Genomic DNA, 19,656 nt, shown 5'->3' with positions numbered 1-19,656 from the left:
GAAATCACTTATTTTTGTTAAAACTTGTCACCCGTATGAATGAAGAATTATATCTCGATTTTCTTGCCAAATGGCAGGAGATCGTCTCGATCCTCGTCTTTGTAGTGTTAGGCATTGGAGTCCTCAATTATATATTCTATAGGATCAATTTCTCACTCCAAAAGACCCTCAAAGAAAAGTTTGACCTTGCCAGTGAAAAAGAAACTAAGAAGCTTCTGAGCGGGCACATTTTAATTGCTATTGCCCTCTTCCTTTTTTGTAATACGCTGGAGTATGAAACGATGAAACTTGATTTCGTCTGGTTTTTCATTCGGTTGTTCGTTGCAATGTGTATCGGCGTGCTGTACGGATACATTGCGCAACTGATCCTGAAATTCTACTATCCAAGAATCCTTGAGAAGAAACTAAAGAAACTACGATTTACTCCTCGCATCAATCCGGAGAACGGAAATAAAATGAAGCTTCTGAGTGAAGCCGAGGAGGATGCGTATCTGGATGAAGGGATGCAGGCAGAAGAAAATGTATTCTCAGTGGATTATGATGTTTGGATAGATGAAGCAACGGGATATACCAAAATTGAAAAGTATAAAGGCCATCTAAGTGCGCTGGAGTGCGACAGGTGTGGTTTCCAAACCTTGAGATTAGAAAAAGAAGAAATCATCCGGGAAGCCACTGAGACAGAAGATGGAGAGCTGGAAAAGGAATACAAATGCTCTTATTGTAATAGAATAAAGCGCAAGACCGTAGTGCTTTCACATAAAATCAGGGACACCTCAGGTGGTGGCAGACTGATCGATGACCCTTTGACACATGATGCGCGTATTTCAATTGTCAAAATTGAGATTCACAGCTCAAAAGGCGAAGTGAGGGAATTTGACTTCCAAAACCTTGATCAGGCGAGAAATTTCCTAAATGAATTTGATTTTGAGAAATTAGAGGAAGAGTCATACTAAACCTCTTATGATCAGAAAAAGATTAGGGCTCGTGATCGGGCCCTTTTTATTTTGCATCGTTTTCTTCTTTGAGCCCTTTGCGGGACTCGACTCTTCTGCCAATGCCGTGTTGGCTTCCACACTCTGGGTGGCCAGTTGGTGGCTTTCGGAAGCACTGGCAATATCTGCTACAGCTTTGCTACCAATCGTACTTTTACCACTCACCGGAGGTGCTCCTATTGCACAAACTACAGCAGCCTATGGAGATAAGATGCTCTATCTATTCGTGGGCGGATTTATTATTGCCATCGCCATGCAACGATGGAATCTGCATCGGAGAATAGCCATCGAAATCATCTCAGCAGTGGGTACCAATGCCCGATTCATCGTCCTTGGTTTTATGTTGGCCTCCGGGCTTCTGTCCATGTGGATTTCTAATACAGCCACTACGCTGATGATGGTGACCATTGCAGCCGCTCTGATTGCTGAAATCAGAGAACTCACCGGGGAATCCGGTAAGCTGTTTTTCAAGGCCCTGCTCCTGGGGATTGCCTTCTCCGCTTCCATTGGTGGAGTAGCCACCCTGGTAGGCACCCCTACCAACCCAATTTTCGTCTCGATCGCGAATAAGCTTTATGGCCAGGAATTCAGCTTCGCTACCTGGATGGCCTTTGCCCTTCCTTTCTCCCTGATCATGCTGGTGTTTTGCTGGGTGGTACTGACCAGGCTCGTTTTTCCCCTTCACAAAGTGGACATGCCTATCGGGCGGGAATTGATTCAGAAAGAAAAAGAGGCATTAGGAAAAATGGGGCAGGAAGAACGTGCCGTAGCGACGGTTTTTATCATCACTGCAGTGCTGTGGATCACCCGCTCGTTTCTCCTCGATCAACTTATCCCTGGCATCAATGATACCGTGATTGCCATTGGTGCAGCGCTTACAATGTTTATCATTCCATCCAAAGAGAAAAAAGGAAAGCCACTTTTGACGTGGGAAGAAGCAGAGAGATTGCCCTGGGGTGTAATCATTCTATTCGGGGGTGGTCTTTCCATAGCAGCAGCCTTTCAGAGCTCCGGACTTGCAGAGTGGCTTGGCCATCAGCTCACCGGGGTTTCCGGTCTGCCCACCTTTGTCATCATCCTCATAGTGGCACTGGTGGTCAATTTCCTAACCGAGGTAACTTCGAATGTGGCCACAGCCTCCATTATGCTGCCTGTTCTTGCGGCACTGGCCGAAGCGATTGGTATTCATCCATTCCTACTGATGATCCCTGCCACCATGGCGGCATCCTGTGCATTTATGCTCCCAATTGCCACCGGGCCAAATGCAATCGTCTTTAGCTCAGGTGAACTGAAAATAAATGATATGGTTCGAGCGGGCGTCTGGCTAAATATCGTCTCCAGCCTGCTGATTAGTGTGCTGGTCTATTTTGTTTTACCCAGCTTTTTATAGGCTGCACGGTTGGAGTTGGCCACATAGACACCAATGCCCACGGCAATCATGCCGAAGTAATGCCAGAGGTAGAGCTTCTCCCCATCGATGACACCCCATATCACCGCAAAGACCGGAATAATATAGGTCACTGAAGAGGCAAAAAGTGCGTCTTTCATTTGGAGCACTTTATTGAAAATAATGAGCGCAATGGCTGTGCCCATGATGCCGAGAAGGCATACATAAAAGGTAGCCAGGCCTGTTCCCTCCACGGTCATGAGTTTGGGCCAGAAGTCAGTAAATCCAAACAAATGGATTGCAGCAACAGGCCCTACCAGAAATAAGGATACACTGGTCACGGTCACAGCATGCAGGTCGTTTAGTTTCTGTTTGATCAGGTTCAGGTTGGAGGCATAACAGATGGTAGCAAGTACCACTAAAAGCGCATAAGAATTTATTCCTGCCAAAGAGTTCCCTTCACCCGCAGTGATCAGAATGGCCGTGCCGATGAAACCGATCAAAACTCCAAGGTATACTTTGCTGGTTTGCTTCTGTTTGAAAAGGAGCAGGGCAATCAGGATCGTAAAAATCGGCACCAGCGCATTGAGTACCCCGGTGATGGAACTGGCCAGCTGTGTCTGCGCAATGGCAAACAAAAATGCCGGAATCAGGCTACCCAATAACCCGACAGAAACCAGATAGATGAGCCGCTTTCTCTCCACCCATTTGAATCGACGGATGGCGGATGGTAATAAAAAAAGTGAAGCTGCCACAATGCGGAGCGAACCCAACTCCTGGGGTGCCAAACCTACCAACCCTTTTTTGATGAGAATGAATGAACTCCCCCAGATTAACCCCAAAACAAGAAGTAAGACCCAGGCCAGGACGGAAGATTTTTGCATGTGTGTAAGTTAGTGTGAGTAGCAATAATTGCTTTCAAAAAGCAACCCTCTAATAAGCTTCAACCTCACTGAAAAGTTCAGGAATCTGCAGTAACGTTTCTTTCACCTCCTGATAAGACTCTGACTCCACAAGCGTTGTTCTCACCGGCTTAAAATTTGGGATGCCTCGAAAGTAATTGGTATAGTGGCGTCTCATCTCAAAAAGCCCCTGGCGCTCTCCTTTCCATTCGATGGAAAAATCAAGGTGCTGCACGGAAACTCTCACCCGCTCCTCCAGCGAAGGTGGATCGAGCTTTTCGCCCGTTTTTATGTAATGTTTGATCTCATTGAAAATCCACGGATAGCCAATGGCAGCCCTGCCAATCATGATCCCATCTACACCGTATCGGTTTTTGTATTCCAGTGCTCTTTCAGGCGAGTCTATGTCGCCGTTTCCAAAGATAGGGATGTGGATGCCCGGATCGTTTTTCACCTCAGCGATTGGCCCCCAGTCTGCCTCTCCCTTATACATCTGCACCCGTGTGCGTCCGTGGATGCTGAGTGCCTTGATCCCCACATCCTGAAGCCGATGAGCAACCTCTTGAATCTTGATGGTGGAGTCGTCCCAACCCAGTCGGGTTTTCACCGTCACGGGCTTATTCACCTGCTTTACAATCTCCTCAGTCATCTTCTGCATCTTAGGTAGGTCTAGCAGGATGCCTGCTCCTGCTCCTTTGCAGGCCACCTTTTTCACCGGGCAGCCATAGTTGATATCGATGATTTCCGGGTTGGCTTCTTCTGCAATGGCAGCTGCCTCCCGCATGGATTCGATCTTGTCGCCAAAAATCTGAATACCGATGGGGCGCTCGTAATCGTAGATGTCTAGCTTCTGCACGCTTTTCTCTGCATGCCGGATCAATCCCTCTGAGGAAATAAATTCCGTAAACATCAAATCCGCTCCATTTTGCTTGCACACAGCCCGAAATGGTGGATCACTTACATCCTCCATGGGTGCGAGTAACAATGGGAACTCCCCTATTTCTATGTCACTGATTTTAACCATCCCGAACGGTTATATTTGTCCGCAAAGTTAGCCATATGCAGGACATTCTAAGAAATTACCCGGAAGATAAGCAGCGGGCACGAGCCTGGGCCTTTGGCGTTGGCCTTACTGCCTATATCAGTATCGTGATGATGCTGGGGAGTGGCAGTACAGAAACAGACATGGAGATGGTGCTAGGAGTGGATCCAGTTCTGCTACTAGGTATTCAAGGAGTGGCATCCATTATCATGTTTATAGGGGTGCCCATCATCTTCATTGCGATAGCCCTCCAAACCCCCATCAAAGATTTTTTTCCTCGAGTATCCTTAACTACTGCTGGACTCACCCTTCTCATTTCCATATGCTTCATGGTGGTAAATAGTGCCATTGGTGAATGGAACATGAACCTTGATTTTGGCAGCTCTGACTTTGCGGAATGGGCCAAAAGGTCTGAGGAACAATTAAAAGTATTGACTGAGCACCTGACCAATTTCACATCCACAACACATTTCATTATAGCGCTGGTGGTGGTAGCAATCATCCCGGCGATTGGCGAGGAGTTACTTTTTCGGGGGCTTATTCAAAACTTTTTCTCCAAAGCATTTTCCAACCATCATGTGGCCATCTGGCTTACTGGGTTCATCTTCGCTGCTATTCACATGCAGTTTTTTGGTGTGATGCCTCGAATGTTTCTGGGTGTACTCTTTGGCTACCTCTATCATTGGAGTGGGAAACTGAGCGTGGCTATGATTGGGCACCTGGCTAACAATGGACTGGCACTGATAGCCCTCTACCTGGCGCAACAGGATGTGGTGGAGGTAACTCCCGAGCAAATGGAGCAATCAGCCCCATGGCCTGCGGTGCTTATTTTCGCCGTTATTTCATTCTTACTCATCAGAGTGTTTTATAAAAAATTCGAGCATGCGTGATTGGCAGGCGGTATTTAAGGACGGCCGGGAATACCGGGCTCAAATCGTGAGGGATGTGCTGGAGGAGCGGGACATGCACCCCGTGATGGTCAATAAAAAAGTTTCTGCCTACGGTTTCGGAAATTTTGAAATCTTTGTGGCTCCTGACCTGGTGATCAGGGCAATTAAAATCATTAAAGAAGAAATCAAGTTTGAGTAGATATCCCGACCTGGCCCCCCGTCTTTTTTCTGCCGTTATCGGCGGACTCATTATCATCCTTTCGCTGCTTTGGAGCAAATGGGGATTTTTTGCAGTATTTCTGTCCATTTCATGCTTCACCATCTGGGAATTTTACCGGCTGATGCGCCTGCAAAGCTACCTGCCCATCCGATTTTTGGGAGTAACCATTGGCGCTTTGCTCTTTACAATCACTTTTTTCATTGAGACAGATTTTCTTTCACATCAATACTACGTCCTGCTTTTTCCGCTGGCATCCTTCGTGTTTTTGATCAAACTGTACAAAAAAAGTGATGTGCACCCATTCATAAATATTGCCTTGTTCTATCTGGGCATTATGTATGTAGCCGTCCCCTTTGCACTCACCAATCTCCTAGTCTTCCACCATGGGGATTACTCGTATGAAATCATACTTGGTCTACTTTTTCTTACCTGGGCCAATGACGTGGGTGCCTACTTCAGCGGAATCCTTTTCGGAAGAAGAAAATTATTCGAACGTATCTCACCCAACAAGTCCTGGGAAGGAAGCATCGGTGGTGCGGTGACTGCTGTGTTGGTAGCTATTGTGATCGGGCTATATTTTACCGGGCTGAATGAAATCGAATGGATCAGCGTAGCAATTATTGTGGTGATTGCCGGAACTTACGGAGACCTTGTGGAGTCCCATTTTAAACGCTCCATTCAGATCAAAGATTCCGGCACCATCATCCCCGGTCATGGTGGCTTTCTAGACCGATTTGACAGCCTTTTAATTGCCGTTCCTTTTGTTGTAGTTTTCTTGAAATTATTCTAAAGAGAAGCAGATTTACGCTTAGCTTTGCGGTCAAAATAAACAACAGACCCCTTTTTTATTTACTCCTATGGCATATATAGAACCTGCGCCAATAAAGGACAGAGATAACCCTTTCGAATCCATGATGTCTCGTTTCCAGATTGCTGCCGAGCACCTCGGTTTGGATCAGGAAGTTTATGATGTGTTGAAAACCCCTGCCAAGCAGGTGATCGTTTCACTACCAGTGACAATGGACAATGGATCGATCAAAGTATTTGAAGGATACCGTGTGATCCACTCCACCATTTTGGGCCCTTCCAAAGGAGGTGTGAGATACGACATGGATGTAAACATTGATGAGGTGAAAGCGCTTGCGGCATGGATGACCTGGAAGTGTGCTGTGGTGGACATTCCATACGGTGGAGCCAAAGGCGGCATCAAATGTAATCCGCGCCAGATGTCTGCAGGAGAGGTAGAGCGTTTGACTAGAGCCTTTACCCAGGCAATGCATGACGTTTTTGGAAAAGACCGGGACATCCCTGCACCCGACATGGGAACAGGACCCAGGGAAATGGCCTGGATGATGGACCAATACTCCAGAAACCAAGGCATGACTGTAAACTCTGTAGTAACAGGCAAACCACTTGTGCTTGGAGGTTCTCTAGGTCGTGAAGAGGCTACTGGTAGAGGGGTGATGATCTCCGCGCTGGCTGCCATGGAAAAACAAAAAATCAATCCTTTCAAAGCTACCTGTGCTATTCAGGGATTTGGAAACGTAGGATCATGGGCGGCCACCCTCCTGGAAGAACGAGGTGTGAACGTAATTGCGATCAGTGACCTATCCGGTGCTTATTACAACAAGGAAGGTATCAACATAAAAAAAGCCATCGAATACCGAAACGCCAACAATGGAAGTTTGGAAGGTTTTTCCGGTGCAGAGAAAATGGATGCGGAAGAATTACTTCTTTTGGAAGTTGACGTGCTTGTGCCGGCAGCCATCGAAGATGTGATCACCAAGCAAAATGCAGACAAGATCAAAGCAAAAATGATCGTGGAGGGTGCCAATGGCCCTACCTCTGCCAAAGCGGATGCTATCCTGAATGAAAAAGGTATTTTGGCTGTTCCTGATATCTTAGCCAATGCTGGCGGTGTGACAGTTTCCTACTTTGAGTGGGTACAAAACCGACTTGGATATGGCTGGACTCGCGAGCGGGTGAGTCGCCGCTCTGATCGTATCATGAAGACAGCCTTTGATAAGGTGTATGCTACTTCGGAGGAGTATAACGTGAGCATGCGTATCGCAGCTTATATCGTAGCGATTGATAAAGTGGCCAAGACCTACAAATTCCGTGGCGGCTTTTAGCCGTGGGACGGCAGCCATTTTATTTGTGTCATTCTGAGCGCAGCGAAGAATCTGCTTTTTTTTGAAAATAGATCTTTCACTTCGTTCAAGATGACATTCTAAATTATTCAAACAATGAGGATACACAAAGAAGGTATAAAGATGATCCCTTTGATGGCGGTGCTTACTGGCGGACTGTATGCGCTGCTGTATTGGCTGATCCCAGTCTTTATCATTCAGATGATATTTGCTGCAGCAGCGCTTATCTTCATGACTCTTGTGGTTCGTTTCTTCCGAAACCCAAATGTGATCACCCCTCCTAAAGACGGAGTGGTGTATGCCCCGGCAGAGGGAAAAGTGGTAGTGATTGAAAAGACCTATGAAGGAGAATATCATAAAGAAGACCGGATTCAGGTTTCGATCTTCATGTCTCCGCTCAATGTGCACGTAAACAGAAGCCCGATCAAAGGTGTGGTGGATTTCTTCAAATACCATCCCGGTAAATTTTTAGTAGCCTGGCACCCAAAATCCAGTACGGATAACGAACGCACTTCTGTAGGATTCAAAACTGAAAATGGCGTCACCATCCTCATGCGGCAAATTGCCGGCGCAGTAGCCCGACGGATTGCTTTCTATCCAAAAGTTGGTGATGCGGTAGAGCAGGGAACCTCCGTAGGTTTCATTCGCTTTGGTAGCCGTGTAGACCTATTCCTTCCTCTGGATTCGGATATCAAAGTAAAGATTGGAGATTTGACGAAGGGTGGGGAGACTGAGGTGGCAGTTTTGAAGTAAAAATATTGAGTAGGCTATTTAAGCAGGTATTTGTAAATTTATCTGAAATAAATCGCCATGAAATTAATTTACCTGCTTTCCCTCTCATTTCTAATTGCATGTTCGCAAAATATCGATGATTCGAACTATTACAAAATATTAAAACAATTAGAATTGTACGAATCCATAAGGCCCAATACATTTGTCGATGCTGATGGCACCTACTCTGAGAGTTTTTGGGGTGATAAAATTAATCTAAACGTCAACATCACAAATAGTGCTAAAATTGCAAAATTTAAAGACATTAAAATTCGTGTTAGTTATTATAGTAAGACAGAATCCATAATTACATCTGAGGATCACATTATTTACGAAGTTGTTAACCCCCAACAAACCCTTACCAAAAAAATTCAGGTCAAGAATTACCAAGATACCAATAGCATTGGTTGGCATGTGGTTGATGCGGTTTCAAGCTATTAAAGGTCAATCTATCACTTCCTACTATAATTAGGCGCCTCTCTGGTAATATGAACATCATGCGGGTGGCTTTCTGCTACACCTGCTCCTGAGATTTTCACAAATTTGGCTTCCTGTAAAGCTTCTATGTTTCCAGCACCACAATAACCCATACCGGCTTTTAATCCTCCTACCATTTGGTAAAGGACTTCCTGCACTGAGCCCTTAAAAGGCACCCGTCCAACAATTCCTTCCGGCACTAGCTTTTTGATGTCATCCTCAGCATCCTGGAAGTAGCGGTCTTTGGAGCCTTCCTCCATCGCCTCTACAGAACCCATGCCCCGATATGACTTGAATTTTCTTCCTTCATATAGGATCACCTCGCCTGGTGCCTCTTCAGTACCCGCCAGCAATGACCCGATCATCACCGTATCAGCACCTCCCGCAAGCGCCTTCACCACATCGCCTGAGAAACGAATTCCTCCATCTGCGATTACCGGCACTCCTGATCCTTTGATTGCGTTCGCTGACTCATACACTGCAGAAAGCTGCGGTACTCCTACCCCGGCAATTACCCGAGTCGTGCAGATACTTCCGGGACCAACGCCTACTTTCACGGCATCAGCACCAGCTTCCACCAGAGCCTTTGCCGCATCCGGCGTTGCGATGTTTCCTACGATCGTTTCCAAATCAGGAAAAGCTTTCTTGATTCTTTTGGCCATGTCGATCACTCCCTTTGAGTGACCATGTGCTGTATCAATAGATACTAGATCCACTCCGGCTTTCACCAACGCAGCGATTCTATCTTCAATATCAGGGGTCACACCGACCGCAGCTCCTACTCTTAACCTACCATATTCGTCTTTACAGGCATTCGGACGATCTTTATTTTTCAGAATGTCTTTGTACGTAATCAGTCCAGTTAGCTTACCGTTTTTATCTACTATCGGCAATTTTTCGATTTTGTGCTTTTGAAGGATGGCCTCCGCTTCGTTCAACCCAACCTCAGCAGTGGCTGTGATCAGATTATCCTTCGTCATGATATCCTTCACTGGCTTCTTCGGTTTCTTTTCAAAACGCAAATCACGGTTGGTCACTATGCCAATCAGCTTATCGTCTTTATCCACAACCGGGATTCCGCCGATTTTATTTTCCTTCATGATCGCCTCTGCATCAGCTACCGTAGCGTCTACATGCAGGGTGATCGGATCGAGAATCATCCCACTTTGCGAACGCTTCACTTTTCGCACCTGGATGGCCTGCTGATCAATTGACATGTTTTTGTGAATGATTCCAATTCCACCTTCCAATGCCATCGCAATGGCCAATTTGGCTTCTGTTACCGTATCCATTGCTGCAGAAACCAAAGGAATATTCAATCGAATATTTCGAGTGATTTGAGCAGATGTGTCCGTGTCTCGGGGAAGTACTTCAGAATAACCGGGGAGGAGAAGCACATCGTCGTAGGTAAGTGCTTCGAAGAGGAATTTTTCGTTTGTCGTCATGGCAAATAATGCTGAACAGTTATGATTATTTGCCGTGCAAAATTATGTTGGTTCCATAGAATTCATACTATTGCAAGACATATTTTTACGCAATGGACGAGCATTATGCTCGACCTGGCCATTGAGACATGTCATCTCCCGATACTGATTGCATGCCATATAGCCTAATTTTAATTTTATAGCATGGAAATTTGGAATTCATTTTACGAACAACTACTTGAAACCACCTGGCTGGAATTCATTGCCGTGATTTGCGGGATACTGAGTGTCTGGTTTAGCAAACAGGAGAATATTCTGGTCTACCCCTTCGGGATTGTGAGCGTGGTGATCTTCATTTTCCTTACTTATGAATATGGGCTTTATGCTGAGACCGGAATCAATGTCTACTATTTTATGATGAGTGTATATGGCTGGTGGAACTGGAAAAACACGAAGGACATTGCGGCGAGCCAGATTCCCATTACCCGGAGTTCCTTTGGCGGTCATGTAGTGAACGTCTGCACGTTTCTCTTTGCTTCCGGCTTTATTTACATCATGCTGATAAAGTTTACAGACAGCACTGTACCTCTTGTGGATTCCATCACTACGGGATTGGCCATAACCGGGATGTATCTAATGGCGCTGAAAAAAATCGAGCACTGGCTATTCTGGATTGCTTGTGACCTCATTTCTATCCCTCTCTACATCTATAAGGGTCTTCCATTTACCAGCCTTCAGTTTATGGTATTCACTGCGCTGGCAATCATGGGTTGGGTTTCCTGGAAGCAGAAATTGATGATGGGCGAGAAATAATTATTATGTCATTCCAACGAAGGAGGAATCTTTACCATATTTTAGGAGATTTCACGCTTCACTCGAAACGACACAATTGATAATAGATGATCAAAAAAATAGCAATAGTGGGCCCTGAATCGACTGGAAAAAGTGAGCTATGTCAACACCTGGCCATGCATTATGATACAGAATGGGTGCCGGAGTACGCACGTTTTTATCTTGACCGATTGGATCGGAATTATGAGCAGCACGATCTAAAATCCATCGCCGAAGGGCAGCTTGCGTGGGAGGATGACAAAGCAGAGTATGCCAACAAATACCTGATCTGTGACACGAATCTAATCGTGATCAAAGTATGGAGCGACCACAAATACGGACATACGGATGCATGGATTGAGCAGCAGCTCGAGAAAAGGGAATATGCTTTTTACCTACTCAATAATATTGACATCCCCTGGACTCCTGATCCACAGCGGGAGCATCCTAAGTTGAGAAAGCACTTTTTTGAAGTATATAAAAACTATCTGGAAGACCGCAAGCTCCCATATGCCATCGTTTCAGGCATTGAGGGAGAGCGAAAAAAATGCGCAGTGGACGCGATTGATTCATATTTTACAGGTCTGGAAGATGCCGGATGAAAGTCCGGCATGACATTTCTAGTTTGACTTTAGGATATCCTTAAATTTTCTGGCCACCTTCTCGATTTTAGGTCGGGATACATTTCGGATGTACGGATTATCCGGATGGTTCACTTCATAGTCCTGGTGGTAATCCTCTGCCTTATAAAACCCATCGAGCTTGCTAAGTCTCGTTACGATCGGGTCTGAAAAATCTGCAGCCAGCTCCTCCATCTTAGCCTCCGCACGTTTCTTCTGCTCCTCATTGTGATAAAAAATTTCAGATCGATATTGTCTGCCGACATCAGGCCCTTGACGATTCAACTGTGTTGGGTCATGAGCTGTGAAAAAGATCTCCAATAAGGTCTCATAGCTAATGACAGAAGGATCATAATACACCTGCACTGCCTCTGCGTGATTGGTCCTCCCTGAACTCACCAGCTGATATTTTGCATTAGATGCCACTCCACCTGCATACCCAGAAACTGCCTCAGCGACTCCCTGAATTTGCTCGAAAGAAGCTTCTACGCACCAGAAACATCCACCGGCAAACGTGGCGGTATCGAGCTCTTGCCAATCGACTTCCTGAGCGACCGTTTTTGGATTGTTGCTATTGTTTCCCTGAGTCTGGCAGCTGAAAAGGAAGATGCCGACTGCTAATGCTACATATTTCATCATCTAGTTTTTTACGAATGTACGATTCCCTGCGGTGATGGGATGTCCGATCCTTCCAGAATGTAACCCGCATTACATTTTAGATGTTTGAAAATCGAGCTTCCATTAACTTTGAAGCCAATGCTCAAACCCTACTTTCAGAAGGAAAAAATTGAAGCCGGATGTGACGAGGCGGGTCGTGGATGCCTCGCCGGGCCTGTGGTGGCGGCAGCCGTAATACTCCCACGAGACTTTTCTCACAAAATCCTGAATGACTCTAAACAACTGACTGAAAAGCAGCGACTGGAAGTGAAAAAGGATGTGATCAAAGATGCCATCGCCTGGGGAATAGGAGTGGCCTCTCCGGGGGAGATTGATGAGATCAATATTCTCAATGCAAGCTATCTGGCCATGCATCGGGCTGTGGAAAAACTCAAGACCATCCCAGAACTGCTTTTGATTGATGGAAATAGATTTAAACCACAAAATGAAATTCCTTACGAATGTATTGTCAAAGGTGATGGTAAATATCTATCTATTGCGGCAGCCTCCATACTTGCCAAAACCTATCGCGATGACCTGATGCGCCAGCTGGCGATTGATTTTCCGGGCTATGGATGGGAAACAAATGTGGGATATCCCACGCAGGCACACAGAGATGGATTGAAAGAAATGGGCTCAACACCACATCACCGGATGACGTTTCAGTTGTTGCCTAGTCAGTTGGAGCTTTTCCCTGAGTGATCAGGACAGGGTAAAAGCAATTTTCTCCCTATCGAGTGGTTTTTCCAGCATAGAGGTGACGAATGGGTTTTCATCCGCCTTTCGCTGATCAGAGGGGTCTATGGATGAGGTGAGGACGTATAGATGTCCACCCTTGTTTTCTACACCGGGCAGGGCATCCAAAAATTCCCAGCCGTTCATCACCGGCATATTCAAATCCAAAAAAATCACATCCACGGATTGATTTTTCAAAAAGGCAATTGCCTCCTCTCCATTGGTAGCTTTGAAGATTTCCACCGATTGTTTCTCTTTCTTTATCGCTAGTTCTGCCAGTGTTAGAAAAATCGGATCGTCATCTACAAGTAATATTCTACTTGACTCACCCATTAAGATATACCTTAAACTTGGTTCCTTGGTTAATTTCGCTTTCTACTTCTATGCGACCATTGATCGCCTCCACTTGCTGTTTGGTCATATACAATCCCATGCCGTGCCCACTCTCTTCATCAGCATGAAATCTTGACCCAAGTCGAAACATCTTCTCCCTATATCGCTGCAAGTCAATCCCTCTACCCTGGTCTGCCACTGTTAAAAGTACTTCTTTTGATTCTTTTTTTGCACAAATTTTTATTTTTCGTCGATCGTCCACCACACCATACTTCATGGCGTTCGTAATCAGGTTGTGAAGGATGCTTTGTAAATATGCCGGTAAGATGCGAAGTGTGAGGTCTTGAGGGATGTCAACAACAAATTCTATGCTCTTCTCCATCGCTGATTTCTTGTTCAAAAGGATCACGTCATTCACTACCTGAAGTAGATTTATCTCATCTTTCTCCAGCATGGAGATGTCCTTTTCAAAATTTAAAAGGTCATTGATTGCATCTATGGCCAGATTTAGCTTTAGGGCTGTGGCCTTCAGCATTTCAAAGTATTCCTTGTTGCCGGGATCGTCTTCAATAATAGATAGCAGCCCGACAAGGTTTGCAACTGAAGACCTGAAATTGTGCGAAGTGATGTAGGAAAAGTCCTTCAGCCGCTGGTTTTGCTCGATGGTTTTGTTGAAGAGCTTTCTCAGTTCGCGCTCGTTGTAAGACCTGATCCTAATGTTGACCAGCATCTCCGAGAAGAGTTCCAGAAGTAGCACCTCTTTTTCACTTGCTTTGTGATACTTGCTCACCCAATCGAAACCGACAAAACCGACACACTCTTTGTTGTGGATCATCGGCATAGTCATGAGGCTTTTGATGCCCTGGGCTTCCAATAAACTTTTGAAATCCGGCTTAGTAACTTGAGACACATTTTCCACAATCATCGGATTGCCTTTTAAATGGGCATTCACCAACTCGGGCATGATATCGAGCGGCAGGTTTTGGTTGTTTTGGATCTCCGGGCTTATGCCATCGGCACACCACTCAAACGTATTGCTACAGATTCCCTTTTCTCTGTTGAAGTCGAATACATAGGAGCGATCCGCTCTCACAAACTCTCCCAGTTCTTTTAGCGAATCATTGATGGCACCCTCCACCTGCTCCAGCGGCAGATCAATATATTTGGTAGACAGGCCTATCAAGATTCGTTGCATCTCTGCATAGCGAATCAGCGCTTTCTCTGCCTCCTTCTCTTTGGTGATATTTCTTACTGCTCCATCAAAATAGATTTTACCATCCACACCATCCACCTTGATCGAATTGAGATACCCCCAGAAAGTACTGCCATCTTTTCTTCTAAATTCAACCTCCCGGTTTTCAATAGATCCCTTTTCGATAATTTCATCTCCAATAGAAGCGCGCTCTTCCGGGTTTTTGTAAAGATCCATGGGATCCATATCCATGATTTCCTTAGCAGAATCATACCCAAACATCTTCACAAACTCATCATTTACGTAGATGATGCCCTTGTTGCTTTCGCTGCGATAGATCGCCTCATTGATGTTTCGGTTGATACTTTCCAGCAGCTGCTCCCTTGAGCGGATTTTGTCCAGAAACTCCCGCTCCTTTGTCACATCCCTGATCGCCCCATCCCAAAATTGATTGCCGCTTTCATCCTCATGCATGATGGTGCTTACCAGGCCAACAAACTCCGTATGATCCTTCCTTAGGAAAGTGACTTCCTCATTTTCATAAGAGTGATCAGCATTGAGTTTATTGATGAGGCGGGTTCGATCCCGTGGATCCTTGTACATAGACACAATTGCAATCTTCTTCACTTCCTCATCGGAGGAAAATCCAAACATTCGCACAAACGCTTTGTTGACGTAAATCAAGCCGTTTTTATCGCTTCGAAAAACGGCTTCACTGATGTTCTGGTTTACTGATTCCAGAAGTTGATTAAAATCCATAAACTCGTGGGTGCTAGCTGGTTACCCTATTTTTGCTGAAAAAATAAAGGATTAGTTTTTGATCATAATGAACTCACCAATCACTCTTATTTCCTCATGGTTAATCTTAAAAATTTGTTGCCCGGAGTAATCAAGGATTCCCCAGGTTCCGTTCGAGGAGACTATCACCCGGTCTCCGCAATCTTCCAGATGATCGTAGGCCGGTCGTAAAATGAAGCTACCATCTCCATCTACCAAACCAACACGATCTTCCATATCCTGCACAATATAATTACCTGAATTCAATCGATAAACGGATTTCCAAATTAGTTCCAAAACTTCTTTGCCATTTACATCAATCAGGCCCATTCTATTTCCTAATCGAACAATTGAGGCCCCATCGCTAAAAGGCTCCACTTCATCATAATAGGGCTGAATCCGCAATGCTTCTGACTTGTCGATAAAGCCCCATTTGCCTCGAATCAACACAGGCGCCATCCCCTCATTAAACGCTCTTACCCTCTCGTAGCGGTTGCTGATCCTTAGCCGTCCTTTGTTGTCCACAAATCCCCAACGACCTTCCTTTTGCACTAGAAAATAGTCTTCTCCATAGCCTGCAACCTGCTGGTAGCCCTCTTCCTCACGCAGGATTCGCACACCAGTTGGGCTTACCAAAGAAACCCTTCCATCTCTGGAAAGCATAAAATGATCCGACCATCGCTGGATGGTATCATACTCCGGCGCAATGAACATTTCACCATATTCGTTAAGCAAGCCAAACTTCCCATTTTCGTCTTGCACAACCAGATGTGTACCCATCTCTGCCACAGGTCTGGCCGTGGTTTTATAGGTTTCCCTTCCGTTGTTAAAAATGGTATATCCCCTGCCTCTCCGTCCAATCAATAAATCTCGGAGGGAAATCATCTCATTGAACTCTGACCTGACCACCCACTCACCTCCAGTATTCATAGCCCCCCATCTATTCAGGTATGAAACAAGATAAACCCCGTTGATGGCTACCATGCTGTCGTACTTAAACGTGGTGAAATCAGATCCATCTAAGGCTAAGAGACCCCAGTGGTCATTTCTTTTCGCAATGAACTGACCATTGATTCCGGGCCCTAATTCCTGAAAAGCAAACCGGTTAGTGACATGGCCGTTTCTATCCAGAAGATGCCAGCCCTCTGCCTTATGGGCACCATAGTGATCTCCTACGGCATATATGGTATCATATTCATCGGTGAGTTGCTTTCCATCCGTCTCCAATACGGACCACTTTCTAGTCTTGCTGTTTTGAACAATGAGCTGATTGCCCGAAACTCCCCTAAGGATTAATTCATGGTTTTTGTTTAGCGATGTATTGTTGATGATGAAATGATGTGCCCCGTTTAAGTATGCGATCAACATCCCATTTTTGCTGACATCCAATGAATCACATTCCCATTTCATGAAGATTGAATCACTGCGATAGATCGTCCACTCGGGGAATCTGATAGGACTGAGCGATGAGGCAATTGTGACAAACTCTTTGTAGCTGAAGTCATGAATTATGTTTCCTAATTTGGAAAGCTGTCCCGCATATCCATCCCGATACGCAACCCATCCGTCAGCATATCTTAGTGAATCCAAACCTAACTGTAATGTGGTTCCCTTTCTGTCAAATAAGTCCAGCTTTTGTCCTCGTTGCTCACAAATAAAAATATCGTTTGATTCCCTGATGGTCTTGTAATTAGTTGGCACGATCAACTCATTCTCAAAAGAAACCACACCGTACTGCTGCCGATTATTGCTGAAGGCACTCACCAGCCAGTTGGCACCAAAGGGTTCTATTGAAAAGTAATTGAAGCTGATGGTGGTCTTGCCTTTGTCATCGAGGATTCCGTAGAACAGGTGGTTGCTGAATTTCCCTTTGATGGATGCCTTGAAATGACCGGAAGAGAGGGGCTCAATTGAATAGAATCTCTGACCTGTTAGTGCCTTGTTTCTCACGGTTATGAGTCCCCACAGGTTGTCCTTTCGAAAGCCAATCACTCCGCTGTAGACCTGAGAACTCCCATTGGACCATCCTAACCGCTCGTACACGGCTGGTACAGTCACGTTCCCCGTCTGGTCTTTTATACCAAAGTACCCATCCTTTTCAAAGACTGTAAAGTCCCCTGCAAAGACGGCAAAAAAATTAACAAACAATACGATGGATAAAAAGTTTCGCATACTCCCGCAAACAAATATACGGCGGGTTATTCCTTTTCTACATTAGCGGATTCAAGATTAAAGAGATCATTAAGCACCCCTACCAATGTTTCCGCTTCCCCACGCTTACATGCTGCCTTCAATTGCAATACCGGCAGCTTTATGACTTTCTGGATCATGGTTTTGGTTACTACTTCCAGAAGTTCCATTTCTTCATCGGATAGCTTCTTGTGCCTGGCCAGCTCTTCTTTTCGGATTTGTTCCAATGCGTTTTTCAATCGCTGGATGGTAGGCGATACGCCCATCTCACTCTTCCAGCTCTGGAAGTTTGCAAGTTCATCTTCTACGATTTTGCGGGCAGCTGGGATAGCTTGCTCCCTGATCTCCCTGGCTTTCAATGTTCGTTCCGTCAGCTGATCCACGTTGTAGAGGGAAACCCCAGGTACTCGCTCCAAATCAGTGTCCATGCTTCGGGGCACAGACAGATCGATCAGCAGCTTATGTACTGTACCTTTCCCGAAATTTGCAGATGAAAGTATTGGAGATGAGGTGGTCACTGCTGATATGATCACATCATTTTCTGAAACCACCTGATCCAAAGCGGATAGGTCACAAACCTTAATATTTTGGCCTTCTGCAAGCTTGTCTGCTTTCGACTTGGTTCGGTTTACCAATGTGATGCTGACTTCTTCACTGTTGAGATTTTCAAGCACATTCTGTCCTATCTCGCCCAATCCTATCAGGGCAATTCGAGGATCGCTGATATTTCGTATAAATCCGCTGATCAAATCCACAGCTACCGAGGCAACAGAGGCAGTACCATCCTGAAGACTTGTTTCCTGAACTACGCGCTTGTTTGCAAAAAAGATGGTGTGCATCAGCCTGTGAAGGTGTGGTCCGGCCAGGTTCAAATCAGCACTTTGCTGATAGGCCCTTTTTACCTGGTTGCTGATTTGGATATCTCCCAGCACCTGCGATTCCAATCCTAACGCAACCTCAAAAAGATGCTTCGGAGCTGCCTTTGAATCATAGGACTCGAAGTGATTCTCAAGTTGGTGAGAAGGTATTCCCTTGAAGGAAGAAATCAAACGAATAAGCTCACCTGTAAGGTTGGATGGTGAGGTGTAATAAAGTTCTGTTCGGTTGCAGGTGGATACCAGCAATGCTTCCTCCACACCGAACGTCTCTTTTAGATTGACCAAAAACTGACTAGCCTCAGCCTCACTAAAAGCTACTTTCTCCCTCACTTCTATTGGTGAGTTTTTATAAGATAGTCCTAATGCCTTAAATCCTTCCATCTCAATCTATTGCGGTAGCAAAAATAACAGCGCCTTGCGTATATTGGTTGTGATAAAAATCAGTCAATTCTTATTTAGAATTATTTTAAATAATGTTCAAATTCATCACTAATGCTATTTCCCGTGCCCTTGGATTCACCAGGACAGAATCCCGAGGCACGTTGGTACTGATTTTTATCATTTTTATTGCCATCCTGCTTTCCCATTACCGTATATCCATTCTCAAAAGCAAATCAACGATTGGCCCTGATAGCACTGCACTGGCATGGATTAACGAGGTGCAGGCTTCCTACGATGTGAAAGAGGATGGAGAGGATTTTGACAAGAGCGTCTTTTTCCCGGTAAAAAAAGATTTCGCAAAAAAGGAAACCCAGCCAAAACCCTGGAAGAAGGAAACCGAACCAGTGGAAAAAATCATCATAGCTGACCTGAATATGGCCTCAGTGGAGGACTTACAAAAAGTGAGGGGAATTGGTCCTGCTTATTCTGAGCGAATTGTCAAGTATCGTGATCTGCTGGGAGGTTTCAGCGATACCTCCCAGTTGAAGGAGGTTTACGGCCTTAAAAAAGAAACGATCGATGAGCTGGTAAAACATTTTCAAGTCCAATCTTCCGTGACTCCCCTGGACATCAACTCTGACTCCATAAAGGTCCTCGCTAAGCACCCGTATATTAACTATGACCTGGCCAGGGTTATCATCAACTACCGCAAAGTACATGGCGATATCACATCAGCAGAAGACCTGAAGAAAATAAAAGCGATAGACGAACGTACATTCCTGAGAATAAAGCCATATTTGAAATAGG

At 45.3% G+C, this 19,656-nt stretch carries 20 protein-coding genes; 12 read left to right on the top strand and 8 right to left on the bottom strand.

Annotated features, from left to right (window positions below; translation table 11 throughout):
- Positions 1–35: 35 nt before the first annotated feature.
- Together RLN88_RS02265 and RLN88_RS02260 are read left to right on the top strand one after the other, a co-directional pair.
- Positions 36–953: a hypothetical protein gene (locus RLN88_RS02265; protein ID WP_350219749.1), complete on the top strand. Its 918-nt coding sequence runs from the start codon at positions 36–38 to the stop codon at positions 951–953.
- Between the two features lie 7 nt (positions 954–960).
- On the top strand, positions 961–2,382 hold the full coding sequence (locus tag RLN88_RS02260; RefSeq protein ID WP_350219748.1) for an SLC13 family permease: 1,422 nt from the start codon (positions 961–963) through the stop codon (positions 2,380–2,382).
- On the opposite strand, the gene RLN88_RS02255 is transcribed toward RLN88_RS02260, so the two are convergent.
- A complete protein-coding gene (locus tag RLN88_RS02255) occupies positions 2,355–3,263 on the bottom strand; it encodes a DMT family transporter (RefSeq protein WP_350219747.1) in 909 nt (302 codons plus the stop codon). The genes RLN88_RS02260 and RLN88_RS02255 overlap by 28 nt on opposite strands.
- Before the next feature lie 49 nt (positions 3,264–3,312).
- Positions 3,313–4,305 (bottom strand): tRNA dihydrouridine synthase DusB, encoded by a 993-nt coding sequence (gene dusB / locus RLN88_RS02250; RefSeq protein WP_350219746.1) that lies wholly within the window; start codon positions 4,303–4,305, stop codon positions 3,313–3,315.
- A gap of 35 nt (positions 4,306–4,340) precedes the next feature.
- Between dusB and RLN88_RS02245 the strand changes: the two genes are divergently transcribed.
- From RLN88_RS02245 to RLN88_RS02220, 6 genes are all read left to right on the top strand, one after another.
- A complete protein-coding gene (locus RLN88_RS02245) occupies positions 4,341–5,213 on the top strand; it encodes a CPBP family intramembrane glutamic endopeptidase (protein ID WP_350219745.1) in 873 nt (290 codons plus the stop codon).
- Positions 5,206–5,412: a hypothetical protein gene (locus tag RLN88_RS02240; protein ID WP_350219744.1), complete on the top strand. Its 207-nt coding sequence runs from the start codon at positions 5,206–5,208 to the stop codon at positions 5,410–5,412. The genes RLN88_RS02245 and RLN88_RS02240 overlap by 8 nt, the downstream gene beginning before the upstream one ends.
- On the top strand, positions 5,405–6,223 hold the full coding sequence (locus RLN88_RS02235; RefSeq protein ID WP_350219743.1) for a phosphatidate cytidylyltransferase: 819 nt from the start codon (positions 5,405–5,407) through the stop codon (positions 6,221–6,223). The genes RLN88_RS02240 and RLN88_RS02235 overlap by 8 nt, the downstream gene beginning before the upstream one ends.
- A 67-nt stretch (positions 6,224–6,290) precedes the next feature.
- Entirely contained in the window at positions 6,291–7,565 is a 1,275-nt protein-coding gene (locus RLN88_RS02230; protein WP_350219742.1) for a Glu/Leu/Phe/Val family dehydrogenase, read from the top strand.
- 114 nt (positions 7,566–7,679) lie between these two features.
- Positions 7,680–8,336 (top strand): phosphatidylserine decarboxylase family protein, encoded by a 657-nt coding sequence (locus RLN88_RS02225; RefSeq protein ID WP_350219741.1) that lies wholly within the window; start codon positions 7,680–7,682, stop codon positions 8,334–8,336.
- Positions 8,337–8,393: 57 nt separating this feature from the next.
- On the top strand, positions 8,394–8,795 hold the full coding sequence (locus tag RLN88_RS02220; protein WP_350219740.1) for a hypothetical protein: 402 nt from the start codon (positions 8,394–8,396) through the stop codon (positions 8,793–8,795).
- Positions 8,796–8,806: 11 nt separating this feature from the next.
- Here the strand turns inward: RLN88_RS02220 and guaB are convergent, their stop codons facing one another.
- Positions 8,807–10,276 (bottom strand): IMP dehydrogenase, encoded by a 1,470-nt coding sequence (gene guaB, locus RLN88_RS02215; protein ID WP_350219739.1) that lies wholly within the window; start codon positions 10,274–10,276, stop codon positions 8,807–8,809.
- A 183-nt stretch (positions 10,277–10,459) separates the two neighbouring features.
- Between guaB and pnuC the strand changes: the two genes are divergently transcribed.
- Positions 10,460–11,068, top strand: coding sequence for a nicotinamide riboside transporter PnuC (pnuC, locus tag RLN88_RS02210; protein ID WP_350219738.1), 609 nt, complete (start codon positions 10,460–10,462; stop codon positions 11,066–11,068).
- Between the two features lie 86 nt (positions 11,069–11,154).
- Positions 11,155–11,688: an AAA family ATPase gene (locus tag RLN88_RS02205; RefSeq protein WP_350219737.1), complete on the top strand. Its 534-nt coding sequence runs from the start codon at positions 11,155–11,157 to the stop codon at positions 11,686–11,688.
- 18 nt (positions 11,689–11,706) lie between these two features.
- Here RLN88_RS02205 and msrA read toward each other — a convergent pair whose 3' ends face one another.
- Positions 11,707–12,345, bottom strand: a complete 639-nt coding sequence (gene msrA, locus RLN88_RS02200; protein ID WP_350219736.1) for a peptide-methionine (S)-S-oxide reductase MsrA — start codon at positions 12,343–12,345, stop codon at positions 11,707–11,709.
- A 117-nt stretch (positions 12,346–12,462) separates the two neighbouring features.
- Here msrA and rnhB point away from each other — a divergent pair, with 117 nt between their 5' ends.
- The gene (gene rnhB / locus RLN88_RS02195) at positions 12,463–13,065 is read left to right on the top strand and encodes a ribonuclease HII (RefSeq protein WP_350219735.1); all 603 of its coding nucleotides are present in this window, start codon (positions 12,463–12,465) and stop codon (positions 13,063–13,065) included.
- On the opposite strand, the gene RLN88_RS02190 is transcribed toward rnhB, so the two are convergent.
- The 4 genes from RLN88_RS02190 to hemA are packed head-to-tail and all read right to left on the bottom strand — an operon-like array spanning position 13,066 to position 18,849.
- Positions 13,066–13,431 (bottom strand): response regulator, encoded by a 366-nt coding sequence (locus RLN88_RS02190; RefSeq protein WP_350219734.1) that lies wholly within the window; start codon positions 13,429–13,431, stop codon positions 13,066–13,068.
- Entirely contained in the window at positions 13,424–15,382 is a 1,959-nt protein-coding gene (locus RLN88_RS02185) for a PAS domain S-box protein (RefSeq protein WP_350219733.1), read from the bottom strand. Before RLN88_RS02185 ends, RLN88_RS02190 begins: the two co-directional genes overlap by 8 nt.
- Positions 15,383–15,433: 51 nt before the next feature.
- Complete coding sequence (locus RLN88_RS02180) at positions 15,434–17,572, bottom strand: WG repeat-containing protein (protein ID WP_350219732.1); 2,139 nt, start codon at positions 17,570–17,572, stop codon at positions 15,434–15,436.
- Between the two features lie 26 nt (positions 17,573–17,598).
- On the bottom strand, positions 17,599–18,849 hold the full coding sequence (hemA, locus tag RLN88_RS02175; RefSeq protein WP_350219731.1) for a glutamyl-tRNA reductase: 1,251 nt from the start codon (positions 18,847–18,849) through the stop codon (positions 17,599–17,601).
- A gap of 92 nt (positions 18,850–18,941) precedes the next feature.
- Between hemA and RLN88_RS02170 the strand changes: the two genes are divergently transcribed.
- A complete protein-coding gene (locus RLN88_RS02170) occupies positions 18,942–19,655 on the top strand; it encodes a ComEA family DNA-binding protein (RefSeq protein WP_350219730.1) in 714 nt (237 codons plus the stop codon).
- The last annotated feature ends 1 nt before the right edge of the window (position 19,656 follow it).

Source organism: Ekhidna sp. (genome assembly GCF_040223195.1).
Taxonomy (GTDB): Bacteria; Bacteroidota; Bacteroidia; order Cytophagales; family Cyclobacteriaceae; genus Ekhidna.
The sequence above is the reverse complement of the archived record's forward strand: the minus strand, read 5'-3'. Positions and strand labels throughout refer to the sequence as shown.